At 70.5% G+C, this 22700-nt stretch carries 18 protein-coding genes and 1 pseudogene; 4 read left to right on the forward strand and 15 right to left on the reverse strand.

Annotation, left to right across the window (positions count from 1 at the left end; translation table 11 throughout):
• Positions 1–182: 182 nt before the first annotated feature.
• From eccD to LE181_RS25150, 10 genes and pseudogenes are all read right to left on the reverse strand, one after another.
• Complete coding sequence (eccD, locus tag LE181_RS25105; RefSeq protein ID WP_372458489.1) at positions 183–1604, reverse strand: type VII secretion integral membrane protein EccD; 1422 nt, start codon at positions 1602–1604, stop codon at positions 183–185.
• Positions 1605–1749: 145 nt separating this feature from the next.
• Positions 1750–2037, reverse strand: a pseudogene (locus LE181_RS25110) (hypothetical protein); the annotation flags it as partial.
• A gap of 39 nt (positions 2038–2076) precedes the next feature.
• Positions 2077–2637 (reverse strand): hypothetical protein, encoded by a 561-nt coding sequence (locus LE181_RS25115; protein ID WP_225663770.1) that lies wholly within the window; start codon positions 2635–2637, stop codon positions 2077–2079.
• 70 nt (positions 2638–2707) lie between these two features.
• Positions 2708–3856, reverse strand: a complete 1149-nt coding sequence (locus LE181_RS25120) for a hypothetical protein (protein WP_225663771.1) — start codon at positions 3854–3856, stop codon at positions 2708–2710.
• Positions 3853–4272: a hypothetical protein gene (locus LE181_RS25125; protein ID WP_190110111.1), complete on the reverse strand. Its 420-nt coding sequence runs from the start codon at positions 4270–4272 to the stop codon at positions 3853–3855. The genes LE181_RS25120 and LE181_RS25125 overlap by 4 nt, the downstream gene beginning before the upstream one ends.
• A 14-nt stretch (positions 4273–4286) precedes the next feature.
• Positions 4287–6749, reverse strand: coding sequence for an EndoU domain-containing protein (locus LE181_RS32290; protein ID WP_308103370.1), 2463 nt, complete (start codon positions 6747–6749; stop codon positions 4287–4289).
• Entirely contained in the window at positions 6746–7129 is a 384-nt protein-coding gene (locus LE181_RS25135) for a DUF6507 family protein (RefSeq protein WP_225663772.1), read from the reverse strand. The genes LE181_RS32290 and LE181_RS25135 overlap by 4 nt, the downstream gene beginning before the upstream one ends.
• A 52-nt stretch (positions 7130–7181) precedes the next feature.
• Complete coding sequence (locus LE181_RS25140) at positions 7182–7496, reverse strand: pore-forming ESAT-6 family protein (RefSeq protein ID WP_225663773.1); 315 nt, start codon at positions 7494–7496, stop codon at positions 7182–7184.
• 20 nt (positions 7497–7516) lie between these two features.
• Positions 7517–7849 (reverse strand): hypothetical protein, encoded by a 333-nt coding sequence (locus LE181_RS25145; RefSeq protein ID WP_190110347.1) that lies wholly within the window; start codon positions 7847–7849, stop codon positions 7517–7519.
• 191 nt (positions 7850–8040) lie between these two features.
• Complete coding sequence (locus LE181_RS25150; protein WP_225663774.1) at positions 8041–9180, reverse strand: PP2C family protein-serine/threonine phosphatase; 1140 nt, start codon at positions 9178–9180, stop codon at positions 8041–8043.
• A 148-nt stretch (positions 9181–9328) separates the two neighbouring features.
• Here LE181_RS25150 and LE181_RS25155 point away from each other — a divergent pair, with 148 nt between their 5' ends.
• Positions 9329–10585, forward strand: coding sequence for a GNAT family N-acetyltransferase (locus tag LE181_RS25155; protein WP_225663775.1), 1257 nt, complete (start codon positions 9329–9331; stop codon positions 10583–10585).
• A gap of 79 nt (positions 10586–10664) precedes the next feature.
• Here the strand turns inward: LE181_RS25155 and LE181_RS25160 are convergent, their stop codons facing one another.
• Both LE181_RS25160 and LE181_RS25165 read right to left on the reverse strand, forming a co-directional pair.
• Positions 10665–11477, reverse strand: a complete 813-nt coding sequence (locus tag LE181_RS25160) for an Fpg/Nei family DNA glycosylase (RefSeq protein WP_225663776.1) — start codon at positions 11475–11477, stop codon at positions 10665–10667.
• A 177-nt stretch (positions 11478–11654) separates the two neighbouring features.
• Positions 11655–12143, reverse strand: a complete 489-nt coding sequence (locus LE181_RS25165) for a ribose-5-phosphate isomerase (RefSeq protein WP_225663777.1) — start codon at positions 12141–12143, stop codon at positions 11655–11657.
• A gap of 188 nt (positions 12144–12331) precedes the next feature.
• Between LE181_RS25165 and LE181_RS25170 the strand changes: the two genes are divergently transcribed.
• Positions 12332–13762: an amino acid permease gene (locus tag LE181_RS25170; RefSeq protein WP_225663790.1), complete on the forward strand. Its 1431-nt coding sequence runs from the start codon at positions 12332–12334 to the stop codon at positions 13760–13762.
• A gap of 85 nt (positions 13763–13847) precedes the next feature.
• On the opposite strand, the gene LE181_RS25175 is transcribed toward LE181_RS25170, so the two are convergent.
• Positions 13848–14450, reverse strand: a complete 603-nt coding sequence (locus LE181_RS25175) for a biotin transporter BioY (protein ID WP_225663778.1) — start codon at positions 14448–14450, stop codon at positions 13848–13850.
• A gap of 282 nt (positions 14451–14732) precedes the next feature.
• Between LE181_RS25175 and LE181_RS25180 the strand changes: the two genes are divergently transcribed.
• Together LE181_RS25180 and LE181_RS25185 are read left to right on the forward strand one after the other, a co-directional pair.
• Positions 14733–16130 (forward strand): amino acid permease, encoded by a 1398-nt coding sequence (locus LE181_RS25180; protein WP_225663779.1) that lies wholly within the window; start codon positions 14733–14735, stop codon positions 16128–16130.
• 175 nt (positions 16131–16305) lie between these two features.
• On the forward strand, positions 16306–17739 hold the full coding sequence (locus tag LE181_RS25185; RefSeq protein ID WP_225663780.1) for an amino acid permease: 1434 nt from the start codon (positions 16306–16308) through the stop codon (positions 17737–17739).
• A gap of 114 nt (positions 17740–17853) precedes the next feature.
• Here LE181_RS25185 and LE181_RS25190 read toward each other — a convergent pair whose 3' ends face one another.
• Positions 17854–18882 (reverse strand): aspartate-semialdehyde dehydrogenase, encoded by a 1029-nt coding sequence (locus LE181_RS25190; RefSeq protein WP_225663781.1) that lies wholly within the window; start codon positions 18880–18882, stop codon positions 17854–17856.
• Between the two features lie 210 nt (positions 18883–19092).
• Positions 19093–22407 (reverse strand): S8 family serine peptidase, encoded by a 3315-nt coding sequence (locus LE181_RS25195; protein WP_225663782.1) that lies wholly within the window; start codon positions 22405–22407, stop codon positions 19093–19095.
• Between the last annotated feature and the right edge of the window lie 293 nt (positions 22408–22700).

Raw genomic sequence — 22700 nt, forward strand, 5'->3', positions numbered from 1 at the left:
GGCGCCGCGCCGGGACCGCCGGCGGGCGCGGCGTCCGGGGCGGGCGCCGCGCCGGCCTCCGGCGCCCCGCCCGCCTCGTTCACCGCCTTCGGCAGACCGTCCGTCGCCTTGCGCAGGTTGCGCAGTACGTCGCCCTGCCAGTCGTCCTGGGCCATCTCGTCTTCTCCTGGAACTGCTGCGACTCAGAACTGGTGGAGCAGGCGCGCGTAGGCGCCGAACACCCCGACCGCGAGCGGGAACAGCGCGATCACGCCGATGGTCTCGACGAGGTCCACGGCACGGCGCAGCCGGACGCCGACGTGTTCGGGCAGCCGGACCGCCAGCACGGCGAGCGGCGCGACCGCCACGGCGCACAGCGCGGTCAGCGGCCCGTACGGCGTGCCGGGGATGTGGTCGATCCACAGCACCGCGAGGCGTACGAGCACCACCAGGGCGGCGGCCAGCAGCGCCACGACCTCGGCGACGAGCGGGAAGGCGCGCGAGCGGGAGAGCAGGACGACGGCGAGCACGGCCGTGAGCACGACCGTCCACCACGTGGGTGCGGTGACGGCCAGCAGCCCGCCGGCGGCGGCGGAGGCGGCGACGACGGCCGTGGCCAGGGCCAGCCCGCGGTGGGTGGCGGCCAGGGCGGTCTCGACCTCGTGCCGGCTGACGGAGGCGCCGCCGGAGCGGCGGTCGTCGAGCCCGGTGAGCCCGGCCGCCATCAGCGCGAGGCGCGGCAGCAGGCCGAGGACGACGACGGAGACGACGGCCATGACGGTGCCGACGCGGGCCGGTTCGTGCTGGAAGGCCGCGACGGCCTCCCACGCCCCGGCGGTCGCCACGACGGCACCGGCGCCGGTCAGGCCGCCCTTGCCGAGCGGCGAGAACAGCCCGAGGAGCGCGAGCGTCACGGCGAGCGCCCCGGCGACGGCGGCGAGCCGCGCGGGACCGGACCAGGCGTGCGCATCAGCCGCGGCCCACCCGGCGAGAACGCCGAGCGCACCGCCCGCGAGCATGAGGGTGGTGCCGATGGCGCGGCTGCCCTGGAGGGCGGCCTCGTCCTTGGCGCCCCCGCCCTCGCCCGCACCCCGGTCGGCGCGGTCACGGCGGTTGCCGAGGGCAGCGGCGACGGCGCCGACGGCCGCGACGAGCGCGGCGATCCCGGCGAGGGGGCCGGCCACGGCGGCCGGGCCCAGGCTGTCGCGCCCGAGCATGCCGGCGGTCACGGCCAGCGCGATCGTCGCCAGGCTCGCGGTCCACCGCCGGGCCTCGGGACGCCAGCGCCAGGCGCGCACGTCCAGGTCCTCGGCGAGCTCGTCGGTGACGTCGTGCACGACGGGCGCGGAGGGCGCGTCGTGCACGCGGACGAGCCGGAGCAGCGCGCCGTCGGGCACGCCGGCCTCGGCGAGCGTGCCGTCCTGCGGCAGAACCGTTCCGTCAGCGGTGATCAGGTGCCGGGCGGCCGGGCGGTCGCCGACCTTGTCGTCCAGCAGCCGCAGGACGTCGGGCAGGAGCCGGCCGATGGGCTCGTCCGCGGGCAGAACGAGGTCCACCCGCCGCCGGTCGCCGATGAGGGTGACCCTGCTCAATTCCGTACGCTGCTTTGCCCCCGCGCTCACCACGCCCGAGAACCTATCACTGGGCCGGCTCCGTCACTTTGGGTGTTCCTTTCGGCTTTGGGTGAGTTGTCTTCGGGGACGGCGACATTGCCGGGGTCGCCTTCGTGGAAGCCGTCTTCGCGGGAGTCGCCTTTTTGTGGGCCGACTTCGTGGAAGTCGCCGAGGGAGTGGGCGACGGGGAAGGCGTCACCGGCGCATAGCGCTGCTCCTGCTGTCGCTGCTGCTCTTTTTGCTTGGCAAGGGTGTGCTGGATGAACGACCATCCCACGCACCCCGCGCACAGAACCGCCGCGATCGCGATCCCCGCGAATACCTTGCCGAGCCTTTCATCCGCCGTGCGGCGGGCCCGCTGGGCACCGAAGAGCAGGGCATCACGCATGCGCCGGCGCCGCACGGACACCGACTCCAGCAGCTGACTGTCGTAATCCTTCGCCATCATTCCCCGCTCTGCCGGGCTCTACGAACCGGTACGAACCTACGAACCGCGGGCAATCTGAAAGACCATGAAGAGCACCCAGGCCACCGGGATCAGCGCACCCCAGACGGCGGGGCGCTTGCGCAGCGGCAGCCCGGGATCCAGCTGCATGCCCGGCTGACCGGGGACCGGGGGCGGCAGTTTGTTGAGCTTGGCCCGGACGAAGACGTTCCAAAGGAGCGTCAACGGGGTCAGAATGACCAGCGAGAGAGGACTCCACCAGCCCTGCAGCAGCGTTTTACCGGTCATGTCGCGCCACACGGACGTTCCGCAATTGCGACAGAACGGCCCCTTCAGGCTCAGGAACCGCATCATGATCAGAATGCCCTGATGCCCGCGGACGGTCGCCTCGACGGCGGGGAAGCCACCGCACAGACGGCAGAACGTGTGCGCCTGATGTCCCTGAAAGCCCTGCTGGAACTGGGGCTGCCCCTGAGGCGGAAAGCCGGGCTGCTGCTGGAACGGCTGCTGCCCCGGAACGGGCTGCTGTGCGGCCGGAAACGGCTGCTGAGCCGAAGGCGGCTGTTGTGCCGGAAACGGCTGCTGCGGCGGAGTCGCCACGAATGTCCCCCGAATCAATCACTTCACATCGGAACGGCGCGGGCATGACACGCACCGGCCGCCATGCCTATCAACTTTCTGCGGGGAAACGCAAAGCGTCGCCCACATTGCGCAGATGACCGGCGAAACGCTCTCCTTCCGGCCCCTCGGCACGGAGCGCGATGACCCGGGCATGCTCCAGCGCACGGTCGCCGGGAGCCACGGCCAGCACCTCCGATGCGAGGGCGATCGCCCGGCGCACGTCGGCGGTCGACACGGCACAGGCCAGATCGACGAGCTGGGTGGCGAGGTCGAAGCGGAGCCGGGCGTCGCCGGCGAGCAAGCGGACGCCGCGCCGCACGACGTCCTCGACGTCCTCGATGACGCCCGGCTCCGCCACGCAGCTTTCGAGGACGCCCTCCAGCTGCTCGTCGAAGTACTCGCCGTCCGCGATCCGCACGAGCGCGCGGACCGCTTCCGTGCGGGCGGCCTGCGTGCCCTTCTCCCCGGGGAGTCCGCTGTCGAAGGCCATGGCCCGGGCGAGCTGCCCGAAGGTGTTGTCGACGGAGAACTTCCGGTCGATGGAGCACTCGTACCAGACCACGTTCCCGGGATCCGCGGCAGCACCGACGACCGCCTCGTAGCCGGCGGCCTCCCCCCACTCCAGCAGGGCGATGCAGGCCGTGAGCCGCTCGTGGTCCGCCGCGGCGGGATCGCCCACGAGCGCGACGAGCCCGGGCACCCGCTCCCGGTGCCGCGGGTCGTCGAGGCCGTCCCCGATGACGTCGTAGGGGTCCTCGACGGGGTTGCCGTCGAAGTCGGTGCCGAGCAGGCGGGCCATGCGCGACCAGGGCAGGACGGGCGGCTTCCGCCGCCACCACCAGCCGCGTGCGGCCCGGCCCTCCAAGGAGAGGCCGAAGGCGTTCTGGACCACGAACCAGTCATCGTGGACGGTGAACTTCCGGAACTCGTCGTCCAGCCGGTCCATCGCCTCCTGCAGGGGCCCGCCGGCCGGCTGGGGCAGCTCGGCCACCAGCCGCGCCAGCTCGTCGCGCGCCCGGAGGCCGACACCGTACGCCTCGACCGTGTAGTACCCGTCCGGCTGCCAGTCCGTCGCCAAGCGCCGGACCATCCGCTCCCAGACCGCGAGGGCCGCGCGGATGTCGTCCTCGACGAACCGGTTCTCCACCGTCACCCCTTGCGGAGTGACGGTGGCCGACCGGTCGGCGAAGCCGGTCATCCGCCGAGGAAGTCGCGGATCCCGGCCAGCGGGTCGCGCCCGTTCTCCTCCGCGTACGCACGCCGGTGCTGATCCACCTGCGTCGGCATCGCCAGACAGCAGTAGTCCCAGAAGTCGACCAGGACACGCAGCGCATCGTCCAGAGTGAATTCACCCTGCACGTGCTCGACGAAGTGGTTCTCCACCGCCACCCCCTGCGGGCTGACGGTGGCCGTGTGGGCGTTGCCGTCCAGGTCCTCCGGGGCGAAGCCCTTGTCGGCCTGGGCAGCGGTCACGAGGTCGATGGCCTCAAGGACGGACGGCGGAACGAGCTGGATGTCGGACGTCACCCAGTTACCCAGAACCTTCAGCCCGGCGGGCCCCGTGAAACGAGGCAGGTCCTTGACGTCCTCGGTGTAGTACTGGGTGCGGATCACTGCGGGGATCTCCTTCATTCCTTGGGCTTGGGCATGAGCGGGTAGACGGTCTTCGCGTCACCCGTGACGGGGTCGTAATAGCCCTCGAAATCTATCCCCTTGTAGGAGCCCTGCCACTTGAAGTCGTCGGCGTCCACGACCTTGCCGTTCTCGAACGCCTTGGTCATGGCGCGCCTGACGTCCTTCTCCGTCCACGACGGAGGGAAGAAGGTCGTCTTGGCCCGCTTCATAACCCACTCGCCCGTGCGCGGGTCACGCATCCACACGTTGCCCACGGTCAGCCCCGTCTTGTTATCCCTCATCAGGATCTTCGGGACCTTCACGTTGTAGGGATCGAGGTCACGGCCATTGGGACGGAAATGATATCCGACGACCTTGGGGTTGCCATTCCGGTCATATTTGAGCTCGCCCTTCAGCACGTGATCGAAGGTGTGTTCAGTGATGCGTCCGCCCTTGGGGAGCGGCTGATCGTCCGCGCCGGGGCGCTCCTCCTGATGGGGCGTGGAGGTGTCCCCGCCGTGACCCGGCCCCGAACCCGAGCCGGAGCCCGTGTCCGGCTGAGCACTTCCGGGGTCGCTCGGGTCGTGCGAGCCCGCAGGGTCGTGGGGGCCGGAGCCGTGACCACTGCCGTTGCCGTCCGTCGAACCGTGGGTACCGGAGCCGGAGGCATTGTCACCGGCGTTGTCCGCAGCGCCGCCGCCACCCGAGTGCCCGGCGTTGTCCGCTGCGCCACCGCCACCGTGCCCGGCACCGCCGGTGGACGGCGTGTGCGAACCCCCACCGGACGGCGTGTGCGAGCCCCCGCCGGACGGCGTGTGGGAACCCCCACCGGACGGCGTGTGGGAACCGCCAGTGGACGGCGTGTGCGAACCGCCGCCCGACGGCGTGTGGGAACCGCCAGTGGACGGCGTGTGCGAACCGCCGCCCGACGGCGTGTGGGAACCGCCAGTGGACGGCGTGTGCGACGCACTGCCCGAGGGTGTGTGCGACGCGCCACCGCCCGGCGTGTGCGACGCACTACCGCCCGGCGCGTGCGAACCCGTGCCGCCGCCCGGTGCGTGCGAACCCGAACCGCTCGCCGGAGCCTCCGTATGGCCGCCGCCCACGCTCGCGCCGACCTTCTGCTCCTCGGGCACCTTCACCTGGGGCTGGTCCAGCTCAGACTTGTGCGGCTCCCGGTGCGGGGTCTTGACCGGGTCGCCGTTCTGGTCGAGGACCTTGCCGTCGGGCGTGACCGTCTCGATCTTGCCGTCCGGGCGGACGTGCTGGAGGTTGCCGTTCGGGTCGAAGGCGATGTCGCCCGGCTTCGTGGGGATGTTCCGGGACATGTCGTCCAGGCCGGCCCGGCTCTCCTTGAGACCGGTGAAGAAGTCGCCGACCTTCAGCTTGGTGACCACCGCCGCCTTGCCGAGGTAGCTCATCGGGTCGGCGAGCACACCCGCCTTGCCCAGCACGGTCAACGCCTCCGCGCCCGCGCCCAGCTTCCCGGCCTGGCCGGCCTTGCCGAGCTTGAGGAGAGTGCCCGAGCCCAGGGTGAGGGCGTTGAAGGCCACCGTGCCGAAGGCGCGCGAGGGGTTCTTGTCCCACTCGTCCCAGGCCACCATCGACTTGCCGAACTCGCGCAGGGCGGCCTTCTGCTTGTCGGTGTCACTGTGGTCGGTCGGGCCGAGCATCTTGTCCATGGCCCACTCGTACGGCGTCGCGATGTACGCGCTGACGCCGCCGAAGACGTTGCCGATGTTCGTCCAGGTCTTCTTGAAGTTGTCCCAGTCGAAGAAGTTGACCATGCTGCCGAGGCCCTTGAGGGTGCCCAGCACACCGTCGACGAAGAAGCCCTTCAGCGCACCGCCGACGTTGTCCTTCGTCCACTCCCACGCGGCCCGCAGACCCTCGTACTCGCGCTTGTCGACCGTCCCCCAGGGGGTCTCCTTGGCGTCCTTGACGTCGCTCTCTTTGAAGCCGTACATGCCGGCCTTGTGCGAGCCGTCGTCGACCACGAACTTCGTGCCGCCCACGAGCGCGGTGATCTTGTTCGCCGCGTCGCGCTCGACGCCCTGGAAGGCCACCCACGTCGTGCCGACCTCGCGGACCAGGCGCGCGTTCTCGTCGACCTTCTTCTGGTCCTTCTGCCAGTCGTCGTCGTCCTTGTTCTCCTTGACGAACCTGTCGGCGTCCGCCCGCAGCCGGTCCATCTTCTGCACCAGCGGCCGCGCGGCCGTGGCGAAGCCCTGGAGGGCGCCGCTGACGGACTCCAGCTTCTTCGCGAAGGCGTCGGCCTTGTCGCGCACCGGAATCGTCGTGTCGAGGAGGTGTTCCCTCTCGGGGGCCTCGTAGGAGTCCGAGAGCTTCTGGAAGGCGTCGTGCACGGCCTTGCCCGTGCCCCGGATGCTGCCGGCGGTCGTCTTCAGCGTCGTCGCATCCGTCTCCAGCTGCTCCAGCTTGCCCGTGAAGGTCGGTATCTTGCCCAGGTCGATCACTTCTTGGGCCCCTTCATCTCCTCGGGAGTCGGAGCCTTGGAGTACTCCTCCTGCTTGTTCTTCGCCATCTCCAGGTCGCCGTGGACGTACGCCTCCGTCGCCAGGCGCGCGCCGGTGATGGACTTGCCCGTCCGGACGGGGAGGAACTTCAGGTCGTCAGAGGTGTGCTCCTGGAACTCCTGAAGCGCCTGGGCCACGGGCCCGAAGGCACCGCCCTCGGGCTGTTTGGTCCCGCCCAGGATCATCGTGCCCGCATGCGTGGCCGAGTGGACGAGCCCCTCGCTGTACGCCTTGAACTCTTCTTCGAACTTGCTCGCGGCCTCAGCGGTGTTGTTGAGCGCCCCTTGCACGCCACCCGGACGAATATCCCATTTGGACACGACGTCTCCCCCGTTTTAAGAAACGTTTCTTCCCTGCTCCTGCAGCCCGGCGTCAGCCGATGGCGTCGACGGCGGCCTTCGCCTTGGCCAGCGTGGACTTCGCCGTGCCGTCGTTCTTCTCCATCGTCGAGCGCAGCAGCGTGATGATCTGGCGGACCTCGGTGGCCGCCTTGTTCCAGCGCATTTCCACGCCGTGGTACTGCTCGTCGACGCCGTCGGCCTTGAAGTCGGCCATCGCCGCCTTCACCGCCCCGTCGCGCTCGGTCAGCAGCGTCTCCAGCCGCCCGATGATGCCCTGCAGCGATCCCTGGACCTCGGTCGAAGCACCCGTGTCGTAACTACGACGGTCCGCACCCGCACCAGCCATGAGCAAATACCCCCTGTGTCCTAGCGGCCCGAGAAGCGTGCCGCGTCGAAGTTCGCCGCCGACATCGTCTGACGGGCGTTGTCCGCCGATTCCTGGTCACCCTGGCCGAAGGAGGAGTCCATGCCGGACTGACCGCCCAGGATCGAGCGCAGCGAGCCGTTGAGCGCCGCGCCCACGTCGTCCGAGTGTGCCTTGAACTCGTCGAACGCCACCTTGCCGGCGCCGTTGAACTTGCCCTCCAGCGGCTGCGCCGCGTGGACCAGCTGGCGGACCAGACCGGCCAGGTCGTTGCTGGATCCGTGGGTCTTCTTGACCAGTCCGGACAGCGTCGTTTGTCCCATGTCGAACTTCACGAGCTCACCCCCGTCATGTCTCATGCGCCACTTGGCTACTCGAACATGTCTATCAACATCATCAACGTGATCACAAAGTGCTTCCGATGCTGACGGTCACTCTGTTACGAGACCGTGCAGCTCGTTTCCCGGCCGTCGCAGGCGTCACACCGTGGTGACCGGCGCACAGTGGATGTCACCGGCGAAAGACCTCAATCCCGGCAGATCAGCAGCAGCGCCCGGTCGTCGTTGACGTCCTTCGCGACCGCCTCGATGAGGTGCCACGCCGCGCCGTGGAAGCCCGAGGTGACGTAGCGGTCGGCCTCCCCGGTGAGACGGTCCATGCCCTCCGTCAGGTCGCGCTCGTTCGTCTCGACGAGGCCGTCGGTGAAGAGCATCAGGACGTCGCCCCGGCGCAGCCGGCCCTTCACCGGTTCGAACTCGGCCCCGTCGTAGACGCCCAGCAGGGGGCCGTCCGCCGACTTCTCCTCCCAGCGGCCCGTGCCGGCGCTGAGGTGGAGGCCGGGAACGTGGCCCGCGGAGAGCAGCTCGTAGTCGCCGGTGTCGAGGTCCAGGACGAGGTGGACCGAGGTCGCGAAGCCCTCGTCCCAGTCCTGGCGGAGGAGGTAGCCGTTGGCGGCGGGGAGGAAGGCGTGGGGCGGGAGGGAGCCGAGGAGGCCGCCGAAGGCGCCGGAGAGGAGCAGGGCGCGGGACGCGGCGTCCATGCCCTTGCCGGAGACGTCGGTCAGGACGACCTCCAGGGTGCGGCCGCCGTTGGTGCGGGCCGCGACGACGAAGTCGCCGGAGAAGGACTGGCCGCCGGCCGGGCGCAGCGCCATCTCGCGGTGCCAGCCGGCCGGCAGTTTGGGCAGCTTGCTCTGCACTCTGATGCGTTCGCGCAGGTCGAAGAGCATCGTTCCGCCGCGCCGCCAGGGCACGCCGACGCGGCTGCGGAACTGCGCGATCAGCAGCCCGAGGAAGCCGACGGCCGCGACGACGAGGATCGTGCCGGGGCTGACCCGGTCGGTGCCGTGGTGGGTGGGGTCGTCGAGGACCGCCGACTCCATGATGAGGCCGGCCGCAGCGGCCGCGTACAGCCCCAGCAGGCTCGCGGGCCGCAGCAGCAGCCCGCCGGCCACGATGGGCAGGACGAGCGCGGCGGGCGCGCACCATTCCGGCTGGGCGACCGTGCCCCACACCAGGGCGGGCACGGACAGCAACAGCGCGGTGAGGGCGACCCAGTCGGAGCCGTCGCCCCGGAAATAGTCGACACCGGCCTTGCGCATGCTCGTGCGCGCCCGGTGCAGTGCTTTGCGCATCCGGGCCGTCGGGGTCTCCGCACCGCCAGTCATTGCATCGGGACCTTATCCACCCATTCGGCGGTGCGTCGATTCACGCCGCGCCGACGCGGGCGCGGCGGGTGCACCGGGCGGCCACCCGGAGAGCAACCCTATGCGAAATTCGTTCGCTTGACCGGGTATGCGCTGCTAGGCATGGGTTATGACGATGGAGTTACGTGTACTGCGCCCGGCGGACTGGGACCACTGGTACGGCATGCTCGAACTCGCCTTCGGCGGCGTGCCGGAGAGCCCCGAGGAGCGGGCGCTCTGGCGGGAGGTGACCTGCTACGACCGCTCGATCGGCGTCTGGGACGACGGCGAAGTGGTGGGCACGACCGGCGCGTTCAGCTTCCGGATCACGGTGCCGGGCGGGGCGTCGGTGCCCGCGGCGGGCGTGACCATGGTGGGCGTGCGGCCCACGCACCGGCGGCGCGGCGTGCTGCGCTCGATGATGCGGCGCCAGCTGGACGACGTCCGGTCCTGGGGCGAGCCGCTGGCCGTGCTGACCGCCTCGGAGCCCGGGATCTACGGCCGCTTCGGCTACGGCGCGGCGACGTACAGGATGACGGCGCGCATCGATACGACGCACGCGCGCTTGTCCGTACCGCAAGTCGCAGAAAACTCACACGCAACATACGCAACAGATGGGGTGCGATTGCGCTTGTCGGAGCCCGGGACCGCGCGCGCCGCGTGCGAGGAGGTGTACGCGCAGGCGGTCACCACCCGCCCGGGCATGCTCGCGCGCCGGCCCGGCTGGGACGCCGTGCCGGTGGTCGACCCCGAGAGCGCGCGCGAGGGCGCCTCGCCGCTGCAGTGCGTGCTGGCGGAGGCCGACGGCAGGACGGTGGGGTACGCGCGGTACGCGGTGCGGCCCGCCTGGGACCTGAGCGGGCCCCGGGGCACGGTGGTCCTGCGCGACCTGGAGGCGCTGACCCCGGCCGCGCGCACCGCGCTCTGGCAGTACCTCTTCGGGATCGACCTCACCTCCGTGGTCGAGGCCGGCAGCCTCCCCGTCGACGATCCGCTCCTGCAGATGGTCAACGACATACGGCGCTGCGAGGTCAGGGTGACCGACCATCTGCACGTGCGCCTGGTCGACGTCGGCGCGGCGCTCGCGGCGCGGACGTACCAGGTGCCGGTCGACGTCGTCCTCGACGTCACCGACGACTTCTGTCCCTGGAACAGCGGCCGTTGGCGGCTGACCGGGGACGCCAAGGGGGCGTCCTGCGAGCGCACGCGCGACGCCGCCGACCTGGCGCTGTCGGTGCGGGAGCTGGGCGCGGCCTATCTCGGCGGTACGCCCCTCACCGCGCTGGCGGCCGCGGGACGCGTCGCCGAGCTGAGCGAGGGCGCGCTGGCGGAGGCCGCATCGGCGTTCGGCGGCACGGTCGCCCCGTGGCTGCCGCACGGCTTCTGACCGGCGTCCGACCGGCTCCGGGCCGGCTTCCGACCGGCAGCGGACCGACCCGCTGCCGGTCCGCCGAAGGGGCGGGCCGCTAAGCCGGCTGGCACTCCGGGCACCAGAAGAGGTTGCGGGCCGCCAGGCCGGCCGTGCGGATCTCCCCGTCGCAGATGTGGCAGGGCTGCCCCGTGCGGCGGTAGACGTAGACCTCGCCGCCGTGGTCGTCCACGCGGGGCGGACGGCCCATGGCCTCGGGGGTGTGCTCGGGGCGGACGGTGTCGATGCGGTTGTTGCGGACGCCCTCGCGCATCAGCTCGACCAGGTCCGACCAGATCGCGTCCCATTCCCACCGGGTGAGGTCGCGGCCCGGGCGGTAGGGGTCGATCCCGTGCCGGAAGAGGACCTCGGCGCGGTAGACGTTGCCGACGCCGGCGACCACCTTCTGGTCCATGAGGAGGGCGGCGACGCTCGTCCGGCTGCGGGAGATCCGTGCGAAGGCGGCCTCGCCGTCGTGCTCCGGGCGCAGCGGGTCCGGGCCGAGGCGGTCGTGTATCGCCTGCTTCTCGGCGTCGGTGATGAGGGTGCAGGTGGTGGGGCCGCGGAGGTCGGCGTACGCGTCGGGGCCCGCCAGGCGCAGGCGGACGGTGTCGGTGGGCGGCGGCACCGCCCGGCCGGGGCCCCAGGTGTACTTGCCGAAGAGGCCGAGGTGGATGTGGACCCAGCCGGTCCCCTCGAAGCCGAGGAAGAGGTGTTTGCCGTGGGCTTCGGCGGTGGTCAGGATCCGGCCGGTTATCAGTGCGGCGCTGTCGGAGAACTTGCCCTGGGGGCTGGTCGCCCGGACCGGACGGTCCGCGAACGCCTCGCGGTGGTCCGCCGCCAGGCGGTGGATCGTATGCCCTTCGGGCACGGCGGTCTCCTGTTTCGCTTCCGTCTGCGGGCGGTCTTCCCGCCGCTGCCCGGCGGGGCCTGCCCACCCGCCCGCCCGGTCACCCGAACCATCGGCCCGCTCAAGGCGGGCCGACGGGCATGGGGGTGGGGGCGGAGCACCCTGTACGTCGGGGCGGGTGGGTGGGAGGAACCCGGGTCAGCCCTGCTGGGGGTGGTGCGCCGGGATGGCGGGGAGCTCGCCCGTCGTCTCGTAGCGGCTCAGCATCTCGATGCGGCGCGTGTGACGCTCGTCGCCCGAGTACGGCGTGGCGAGGAAGATCTCGACGAACTTCGTCGCCTCCTCCTGCGTGTGCATGCGGCCGCCGATGCTGATGACGTTGGCGTTGTTGTGCTCGCGGCCCAGCGCGGCCGTCTGCTCGCTCCAGGCGAGTGCGGCGCGGACGCCCTTGACCTTGTTCGCGGCGATCTGCTCGCCGTTGCCCGAGCCGCCGATGACGATGCCGAGGCTGTCGGCGTCCGCGGCGGTCCGCTCCGCGGCGCGGAGGCAGAACGGCGGGTAGTCGTCCTGGGCGTCGTAGATGTGGGGGCCACAGTCGACGGGGTCATGGCCCTGGGCCGTGAGCCACTCGACGAGGTGGTTCTTGAGTTCGTAGCCGGCATGGTCGGAGCCGAGGTACACGCGCATGCGTCCGAGTGTGGCATGCCGCGGGGCCCGGATCGGTCAGCAGGGGGTGGTGACTCTCTGTGAACACAACGAAATGGATTCAGGTCTTCCTAAAGACACCTTTAAAAAGTTCTAATGCGGTGGCTCGTAACCCGAGAACCAAAGGAACAACCCGAAGGAACGTGCACATGAGCGCGACACCGCCGACCATGACGAAGGCGTCGACGTCCGGCGACCCCGGTAACGCCCCGGTCGCGGGCGAGGACGGTCTGAAGGCCGGACTCAAGAACCGCCATCTGTCGATGATCGCGATTGGTGGTGTGATCGGCGCGGGCCTCTTCGTGGGTTCCGGTTCCGGCATCGCCGCCGCGGGTCCCGGCATTCTCCTCTCTTACGCACTCGTCGGCGCGATGGTCGTCTTCGTGATGCGGATGCTGGGCGAGATGGCTGCGGCCAACCCGACCTCCGGGTCGTTCTCCGCCTACGCCGACCGGGCGCTCGGCCGCTGGGCCGGCTTCACCATCGGCTGGCTGTACTGGTTCTTCTGGGTCGTGGTGCTGGCGGTCGAGGCGACCGCGGGTGCGGCGATCCTCGAAGGCTGGATACCGGCCGTTCCCCAGTGGGCCTGGGCGCTGATCGTGATGGTCGTGCTGACCGCCACCAACCTGGCCTCGGTCAGCTCCTACGGTGAGTTCGAGTTCTGGTTCGCCGGCATCAAGGTCGTCGCGATCGCCGCGTTCATCGTCATCGGCGGTCTGGCCGTCTTCGGCGTGCTGCCCGGCTCGGACAACCCGGGCGCCGGCTTCGACTACCTCACCTCGCACGGCGGCTTCCTGCCCAACGGTCCGGGCGCCATCCTCACCGGTGTGCTGATGGTCGTCTTCTCCTTCATGGGCAGCGAGATCGTCACGCTGGCCGCCGGTGAGTCCGAGGACCCGCAGCGCGCGGTCCGCCAGGCCACCAACAGCGTCATCTGGCGCATCGCCGTCTTCTACCTCGGCTCGATCCTCGTCGTGGTCTCGCTCCTGCCGTGGGACTCGAAGACGATCACCGAGAAGGGCAGCTACGTCGCCGCCCTGGACTCGATCGGCATCCCGCACGCCGGCCAGGTCATGAACGTCATCGTCCTGACCGCGGTGCTCTCCTGCCTGAACTCGGGCCTCTACACCGCCTCCCGCATGGCCTTCTCCCTCGGCAAGCGCGGCGACGCGCCCAAGGCGTTCGCCGTCGTCAACAAGCGGGGCGTGCCGCAGGCCGCGATCCTCGGCTCGGTCGTCTTCGGCTTCGTCTCGGTCATCTTCAACTACGTCTGGCCGGACACCGTCTTCAAGTTCCTGCTGAACTCCTCGGGTGCCATCGCCCTCTTCGTGTGGCTGGTCATCTGCATCACGCAGCTGAAGTTCCGCGGGATCATCAAGCGCGAGATGCCCGAGCGGCACTTCGTGAAGATGTGGCTCTTCCCGTACCTGACCTGGGCGACCATCGGCATGATCACCTTCGTGCTCGGCTACATGGTCTACGACGGCGGCGACAACCGTGAGCAGGTGCTGCTCTCGACGCTGCTCGGCCTGATCGTCCTGGCGATCGGTCTGGTCCTGGACAAGCGCCGCAAGAACGCGGCGAAGGCCGCCGGCCAGTAGGCGGGCGCCAACGCCACGGGCCGGGCCCGCACCCAGGATCTGGGTGCGGGCCCGGCCCGTTCCGTACGGTTCCTGCGGTGCGGTCTCAGCCGCGGCGGCCGAGCAGCTTCCAGGCCGTCGGCAGGGCGCCCATGGCCAGCGCGGCCTTGAGGGCGTCGCCGATGAGGAAGGGCGTCAGGCCCGCGGCGACCGCCTCGCTCAGCGGCATGTGCGCGGCCAGCGCCAGGTAGGGCACGCCCACCGCGTAGATGATCGCGGAGCCCAGGGCCATGGTGCCCGCGGTGCGCAGCACGGAGCGGTCGGCGCCGCGGCGGGCCAGGGCGCCGACGACGGTCGCGGCGAGCAGCATGCCGAGGACGTAGCCGAAGGACGGGAACGCGGCGCCGGACTTGGCCTCGGCGAACCACGGCATGCCCGCCATGCCGGCGACGGCGTACAGCGCGAGCGAGAGGAAGCCGCGGCGGGCGCCCAGGGCGGTGCCGACGAGCAGCGCGGCGAAGGTCTGGCCGCTGACGGGCACGGGCGAGCCCGGCACGGGGACGGCTATCTGCGCGGTGATGCCGGTCAGCGCGGCGCCGCCGAGGACCAGGGCCGCGTCGCGGACGCGGGCGCGGCCCGCGGTGGAGGCGGGGAGCAGATCGGCGAGGACCGTTCCGGTCCGGGTGGCGGGGGCAGCTGCGGTGGCCATCGGTACTCCGCGGGAAGAAAGAAGGTGGATGAGGACACGCTGACGTTAGCCGAGCGTCACCCTTCGGGCACCGGACGGCAGCGACAAACGCGACGGGCCGGTCCTGTGGGGTTCCGAGCGCGTGGGGACCCGTTCGCCATCGTTGCTCGTGGAAACGTGATGCTCGTCACGAGAATCCCGGTCCGCTTGGCTCCGGCCACCCGGGCGGGAGAATCTGGACCCCACCCCCACCCGCTCCTGCGTGTCCTCGCGTCAGGCGCACTGACCGAGAGATCGACTCCCATGCACGACGCACAGTCTGCCGACGCGCCCCTGGCCGCCGGCGAGAAGGAACCGCTGGCCGCGGGGCTCAAGCAGCGACATCTGACGATGCTGGGCCTCGGCGGCGTGATCGGCGCCGGTCTCTTCGTCGGATCCGGCGCCGGCATCGCGGTGGCCGGTCCCGGCATCATCGTCTCGTACCTGATCGCGGGCGCGCTCGCCATGCTGGTGATGCGCATGCTCGGCGAGCTGTCGTCGGCCATGCCGGCGTCGGGCGCCTTCTCGGTGCACGCCGAGCGCGCCCTGGGCCGGTGGGCCGGCTTCACGGTGGGCTGGCTGTACTGGTTCCTGCTGGTGGTCGTGCTCGCCGTGGAGGCGACGGGCGCCGCGCAGATCGCGCACGGCTGGGCGCCGTCGGTGCCGCAGTGGGGCTGGGTGCTGATCTTCATGCTGGTCTTCACGACCGCGAATCTCGCGGCGGTGAAGAACTTCGGCGAGTTCGAGTTCTGGTTCGCCGCGCTGAAGGTCGGCGCGATCGTGCTCTTCCTCGGTCTGAGCCTGCTGGCGATCTTCGGGCTGCTGCCGGACACCGATGCGGTGGGGATGAGCAACCTGACCGGCCAGGGCGGCTTCCTGCCGCACGGCTGGAGCGGTGTGGTCTCGGGTGTGCTCGCCGTCGTCTTCGCCTTCGGCGGCCTGGAGGTCGTCACCATCGCGGCCGCCGAGTCCGACGACCCGGCGCGGGCGGTGGGCCGGGCGGTGCGCAGCGCCGTGTGGCGCATCCTCTTCTTCTACGTGGGCTCGATGCTCGTCATCGTCACCCTGCTGCCCTGGTCCTCGATCCAGCCCGGACAGAGCCCGTACGTGGCCGTGCTGGACCACGTCGGGGTGCCGGCGGCCGGTCAGATCATGAACATCGTGGTCTTCGTGGCGCTGCTGTCCGCGCTGAACGCGAACCTCTACGGCTCGTCGCGGATGGTGTTCTCGCTGGCCGAGCGCGGTGAGGCGCCGCGTGCGCTGCTGAAGGTCTCGGGCGGCGGCGTGCCCCGCCGGGCGGTCCTCGCATCGGTCGCCTTCGGATTCGCCTCGGTCGTGCTCAATCTGAAGTGGCCGGATTCGATCTTCCACTACCTGCTCAACGCCGTGGGCGCGGTGCTGCTCTTCGTCTGGGGCCTGATCGCCGCCTCACAGCTGCGGCTGCGTCCGCGCATCGAGCGGGAGATGCCCGAGCGGCTGACCCTGCGCATGTGGTGCTTCCCCTACCTGACCTGGGCCGCCCTGGCCGGCATGGCCGGTGTGATCGTGCTGATGCTCACCGACGCCGAGGCCCGTCCGCAGCTGCTGTGGTCGGCGGCGGCGACGGCCGCGGTGCTCGTCGTGGCGGGGCTGCGCGAACTCCGGCTGCGCCGCACGAAATAGTTCACCCGGAAAAAGCCTTGGTTCTGGCGATATATCAGGTACCCACGGTAACCACGTGGTCTGAATATCGGACAGCTGTGTCACAGGTGTTGTCCTGAGCGAACATGACCCCCACACTGAGGCAACTTTCTGCGGCACTTTTTTCCCAAGCTCTCACCCACGGGGAAGTACGACCATGACTGGGACACCTGCGACCTCCGCGCCCGAGCGCGACGGGGTCACCGGCGCGGCACCGGACGGCACACCGGGCGGCCACGGCAATCTGTCGCACGGCCTCAAGCAGCGTCATCTTTCGATGATCGCGCTCGGCGGGGTCATCGGCGCCGGACTCTTCGTCGGTTCCGGCGCCGGCATCACCGCCGCCGGACCGGCGATCGTGCTCGCCTATGCGATATCCGGGCTGCTCGTGATGCTCGTGATGCGCATGCTCGGCGAAATGTCCGCGGCCAATCCGGCCTCGGGCACCTTCTCCGTCCACGCCGAGAAGGCGATAGGCCCCTGGGCGGGCTTCACCGCGGGCTGGATGTTCTGGGTGGAGCTGTGCGTCGGCATCGCCGTGGAGGCGATCGGCGCGGCGTCCATCATGGTCTCGTGGTTCCCCTCCACCGCATCGTGGATGTGGGTCCTGCTCTTCATGGCCGTCTTCTGCGGCACCAACCTCGCGGCCGTCAGCAACTTCGGCGAGTTCGAGTTCTGGTTCGCCGCCCTGAAGGTCGCCGCGATCGGCATCTTCCTGGTGCTGGGCGTGCTGGCGATCCTGGGCCTGCTGCCCGGCACGTCCTCCCCCGGCGGTGACAACCTCACCGGCCACGGCGGCTTCCTGCCCAACGGCGCCAACGGCCTGGTGGTCGGCCTGCTGGCCTCCGTCTTCGCCTACGGCGGCCTGGAGACAGTCACCATCGCCGCCGCCGAGTCCGAGCAGCCCGTCAAGGGCGTCGCCCAGGCGGTCCGCACGGCGATGTGGCGCATCGCGCTCTTCTACGTCGGCTCGATGCTCGTCGTCGTCACCGTCATCCCGTGGAACGACAAGTCGCTCACCACGGACGGCCCCTACGTCGCGGTGCTGAAGTACCTCGACATCCCGGCCGCCGGGCAGATCATGAACGTCATCGTGCTGATCGCCCTGCTCTCCGCGATGAACGCCAACATCTACGGCGCCTCCCGGATGTCGCACTCCCTGGTGATGCGCGGCGAGGGCCCGAAGTTCCTGGCCAAGGTCACCGGCGGCGTGCCCCGGCTGACCGTCCTGGCCTCCTCCGCCTTCGGCTTCTTCGCCGTCCTGCTCAGCTACTGGTGGCCGGACACCGTCTTCAAGTGGCTCCTCTACATGACCGGCGCCGCCGTCCTCGTGGTCTGGGGCTTCATCGCGGTCACCCAGCTGCGCATGCGCCGGCAGCTGGAGCGCGAGGCGCCGGAGCGCCTGGTGGTGAAGATGTGGCTCTTCCCGGCGCTGACGTGGGTCGCGCTGGCCGGCATCGTGGGCGTGCTGTCCCTGATGCTGCGCGAGGAGGACACCCGCGTCCAGCTGTACTTCACGGCCGGCCTGACCGCCGCCCTGGCGCTGACCGGCTACGTGCGCCAGCGGATGCTGGCGGCGAAGGGGCACTGACCGACGGCGCCCGGGCGCCGAGGGGCGCACCGGGCGCCGCGCGGACGACGAAGGGGCCGGACACCTGCACGGTGTCCGGCCCCTTCGCATGGGGCCGCTACGGGCCCGCCGGCGTCAGCCGCGCAGCTCCACCGCGACCAGCTCCGCGATCTGCACGGCGTTGAGCGCCGCGCCCTTGCGGAGGTTGTCGTTGGACAGGAAGAGCGCCAGACCGTGCTCGACGGTCTCGTCGACGCGGATGCGGCCGACGTAGGAGGCGTCCTTGCCCGCCGCCTGCAGGGGCGTCGGGATCTCGGAGAGCTCGACGCCCGGGGCGTCCTTCAGCAGCTCGTAGGCGCGCTCCACGCTGACCGGGCGCTCGAAGCGGGCGTTGACCTGCAGGGAGTGGCCGGAGAAGACGGGGACGCGCACGCAGGTGCCGGAGACCTTGAGCTCCGGGATCTCCAGGATCTTGCGGGACTCGTGGCGGAGCTTCTGCTCCTCGTCGGTCTCGAAGCTGCCGTCCTCGACGATCGCGCCGGCCAGCGGCAGCACGTTGAAGGCGATGGGGCGCTTGTAGACGCCCGGCTCCGGGAACTCCACGGCCTCGCCGTCGTGGGTCAGCTCGGTGGCCCGGTCGGCGACCGCGCGCAGCTGGCCGTCCAGCTCGGCCACGCCGGCCAGGCCGGAGCCGGAGACGGCCTGGTAGGTGGTGGCGATCAGCGCGGTCAGCCCGGCCTCGTCGTGCAGCGGCCTGAGCACCGGCATGGCGGCCATGGTGGTGCAGTTGGGGTTGGCGATGATGCCCTTGGGGCGGTTCGCGATCGCGTGCGGGTTGACCTCGGAGACGACCAGCGGCACCTCGGGGTCGCGACGCCAGGCCGAGGAGTTGTCGATCACGACGGCGCCCTGGGCGGCGACCTTCTCGGCGAGCGCCTTCGAGGTGGCGCCACCGGCGGAGAAGAGCACGATGTCCAGGCCCGAGTAGTCGGCGGTGGCCGCGTCCTCGACGGTGATCTCCGTGTCCCCCCAGGGCAGGGTCGTACCGGCGGAGCGGGCCGAGGCGAACAGCCGCAGCGTGTCGACCGGGAATTTGCGCTCGGCGAGGATGTTGCGCATGACTCCGCCGACCTGACCGGTGGCTCCGACGATTCCGATCCTCACGAGGGCTCCCTAATCACATACGTCACTACCGCCAGGGACGGTTCACCTGGGCGCGTGGTTCCCATCATGAGGTGCGACCCGCCCCCTAAGTCCAATCCATTGTCCGAAGGACGGGACGCGCGGCCCCGGCGGTGACACGGCGGAGCGGGGTGGGGGCACGATCGTGCCCCCACCCCGCTCCCGGTACCGCTCACGAGCCGTCGGTGACGGCTACGGCAGCACCTTCTCGATCTTCACGCTGCCGCTGCCCGCGACCGTGCCGGCCGCGTTGACCAGCTGGACGTCGCCGAAGAAGGAGCGGCCCTCGGGGGCCGCGCCCGCGACCACGACCTGGGCCGTGACGGGGGCGGACTCACCGGCGCCGAGCTTGACGCCCTTGGCCGCGTCCACCTTGATCTCGCCCAGCGAGGGGGCGACGTACACGTCGCGGTAGTCGTAGGCGGTCGAGCCGGCCGGCACGGAGTAGCCGGTGACCTCGACGGTGTACTCGCCGGCGGCGGGCTTGGTCAGGGTGACCAGCTCGTCCGAGCCGCCGCTGGTGGAGGAGCCGACGGACTTGCCGTCCTTGTAGACGGTCAGGTCCAGGTCGGCCTTGGGGTCGGCGGCGCCGCTGATGGCGGCGTCGAAGCGGGTGACGCCCTCGCCGAGGGTGACCTTGGTGACCTGCTTCTCGCCCTGCTTGAGGGTGGGCCGGTCGGTCTTCGCGGAGCCGAGCTGGCCGCCCTTGAGCTTGCCGTCGAGCGCCGCGAAGGCGTTGGTGGCCTTCCAGGTCACGTCGGTGGCCTGGCCCACCTTGGCCTCGGGCACGCTCTGCACGGCCGGGTCGAAGGAGGCGCCCAGCACCGAGGCCGTCAGCGTGTAGGGGTTCTCCAGCAGCGGGGAGGTGCGGCGGGACTCGACCTCGATCTCCCAGACGCCCGGCATGGGCTTGGCGTACGAGCGCAGGTCCGGGCGGCAGGCGTTGTCCGGGTTCGGGTAGTTCGGGTAGCAGTTGACCGTGGAGGTGGGGTCAACGGGCACGCCGTAGGGGTTGATCGCTATGAACCGGGTCTGGCTGCCGGCGGCCAGGCCGCCGAGGGAGACTTCAAGGGTGCGGGCGCCCTTGGGCACGGTCACGAAGTAGGACGTGTGGGCGTTGCGCGTGGCCTTGGCGGTCTTCTTCACCACGTACGACGGCGTGGCCAGCGGCTCCGCGGCGACGACGGTCGTCATGATCTGCTTGTCGACGCCCTCGGTGCGGTCGTCGTCCACGGCCAGGATCGCGCTGTGGATGCCGGCGGTCTTCGCCTTCGCGGCGACCTTGACGGTCACGGGCTTGTTCAGCGGCAGCTTGACCTCGTTGTCGCCGACGAGCTTGAAGGTGCCGTCGTTGTTCTGCCACTCCAGCTCGTGCCACACGGGCTTGTCCGGGCCGGAGGTGCGGGTGACGGTGACGTCGTAGGTGCGGCTCTCGCCGGTCTTCAGGCCGCCCTCGCGGTCGTAGACGCCGGTGCCGTAGCCGGGGGTCTTCAGGGCACCGGAGAGCGCGGTGTGCACCGGGGCCTTGACCGTGTAGTCGTGGGCGGTGGCGCCGTCGCGCAGGGCCTCCCACGCCTCGACGACGTCGATGAGGCCGGCGCCCTGCTCGTACGCCTGGAAGCCCTTGATCTTCTTCGCGGTGCTGTGGAGCGCCGTGCGCAGGTCGGCCGGGGCGAGCTTCATGTTCTTCTGCTTGGCGGCCGAGATCAGCAGCGCCGAGGCACCGGCGGCCTGCGGGGAGGCCATCGAGGTGCCCTGCAGCATGCCGTAGCCGGGCGGGAGGTCGTAGCCGGCCTCCTTGACGGGGGCGCCGGGCTCCCACGTCGGGGTGGTGTTGACGGACGCGCCCGGGGCGGTGATCGTCGGGGTGAAGCCGCCGTCCTCACGCGGACCGCGCGAGGAGAAGGGCATCATGGCGTACTTGGTCTTCACCTCGGAGCCGTAGTTGGCGGCCCAGGTCTCCTTGGAGACGGAGGCGCCGACGCTGATGACCTTGTCGGCCAGGCCCGGGTCGCCGATGGTGTTGGCGCCGGGGCCGCTGTTGCCCGCCGAGATGACGAGCTGGACGCCGTAGGTGTCGATGAGGCGCGTGTAGAGCTCGGAGCGGGCGTTGTTGCCGTCGTTGAGCGCCGGCAGGCCGCCGATCGACATGTTGACGATGTCGACGCCGCGGTTGACCACGAGGTCGATCATGCCCTCGGTGAGCGCGACGTTGGTGCAGCCGCCGCTCCAGGTGCAGGCCCGGGAGGAGACGAGCTTGGCGCCGGGGGCGGCACCGTTCATCTTCCCGCCGAACAGGCCGTTGGCGGCGGTGATGCCGGCGACGTGCGTGCCGTGCTCGGACTCGATGACGCCGATGCTGACGAAGTCGGCCTTCTTGCCGACCCACTCGCCGCCCTTGGGGTCCATCGGCACGTCCTTGCGGATCTGCACGACGAAGGGGATGCGCTCGGCGATGGGGGTGTCGGGGTTGTCCTTGCCGAAGTAGCCGACCTGGTAGCCGTCCTTGTACGGCTTGAGCTCCTCGTCGTTGCCGAAGTTGCCGTCGTCGTCGAGGTCGACGCGGACGGTGCCCTTGGCCTTGTCGTAGAGGACGGCCCAGGAGTCCTTGGTGTCGCCGTCGCGGTTGAGGTCGCCCTTCATGTCGCCGCCCGCGGTGACGGACTCGCGGAAGAGCGCGACCTGCCAGGAGCCGCCGGCGGCGGGGGCGGTGTAGGTGCGGCCGTTGAAGGAGAAGCTCGGGCCCGAGACGTCGGAGGTCATCGGCAGCCAGGTGCCGTCCGCGTCGGCCAGCGGGTCGGTCGCGGTGACCCAGTCGACGATCTTGCGCTCGCCGGTGCTGGTCTTCTGCAGCGCCGGGTGGCCGAGGTCGATGCCGGAGTCCAGGATGCCGATGGTCACGCCGCGGCCGTCGGCCTTGGGGTGGTCCTCGACGAACTCGACGGCGCCGGTCTCGAAGGCCGGCTGGTAGGGGTTCTTCGCCGGGGTCTGCTTGCCGGGGGCGGGGTACTTCCGGTCCCCGGCGAGCTTCGCGGCACCCTCGGCGGCGTCGGCGCGCGGCGTCGGGTCCGGGAGCTTGATCTCCTGCTTGAGGTCGATGCCGTGGACCGAGGCGAGCTTCTTCGCCTCGTCGATCGCGGCGTCCGCCTTGCCGGTGGGGACCGTGGCCCGGACGTAGCCGAGCTTGTCGTACGCCTGGCCCACCGAGGCGCCCTTGATCGCGTCGAGCTTCTCGGCGACCTGGCCGGTCCTGCCGGGCTGGGTGGCGATCATCATCGTGACGGTCCGGTCGCCCTCGGCCTTGGCCTTGGCGAGCAGGTCCGCGTCGTGCGAACCGAGCTTGTCCGACGTGGACTTCACCGGGCCCGGGGCGGGCGCGGGGTCGTCCGCGAAGGCGGGGGCCGCGCCGGCCGCGGTGAGCGCGGCGACGAGCGAGGCGGCGACGGCTATTCGCACCGTGCGTCTCGCGCCGCCCGGCGCGCTGGGGGCATCGGGGGTGGGGGTCATGGGCATCCCTGGCTGGAAGTGGTGAACGGACAACAAAAGGGCCTGTGAAAGGGCACGACGACACGGCGTCCGAAAAGCGGAGCCGGATGACCGATCACTTTTATGGAAGTGGCGGGGGTTTGGGGAGAGTTGCCCGGGCAGGAACATAAGGATGGCGTAAACCCGCCACGCGCCACGCGGGATGAAGCGGGACGGAGGCCGTGAAGCGGTCAGGCCGTTCCCGCAGCTCAGCGGCTGTAGGACAAACGGACTAAAGCACTGCCCCATGAGCGGCGGGAGGGTTCCCCTCCAGG

The organism is Streptomyces sichuanensis, from assembly GCF_020328095.1.
Lineage (GTDB): Bacteria > Actinomycetota > Actinomycetes > Streptomycetales > Streptomycetaceae > Streptomyces > Streptomyces cinnamoneus.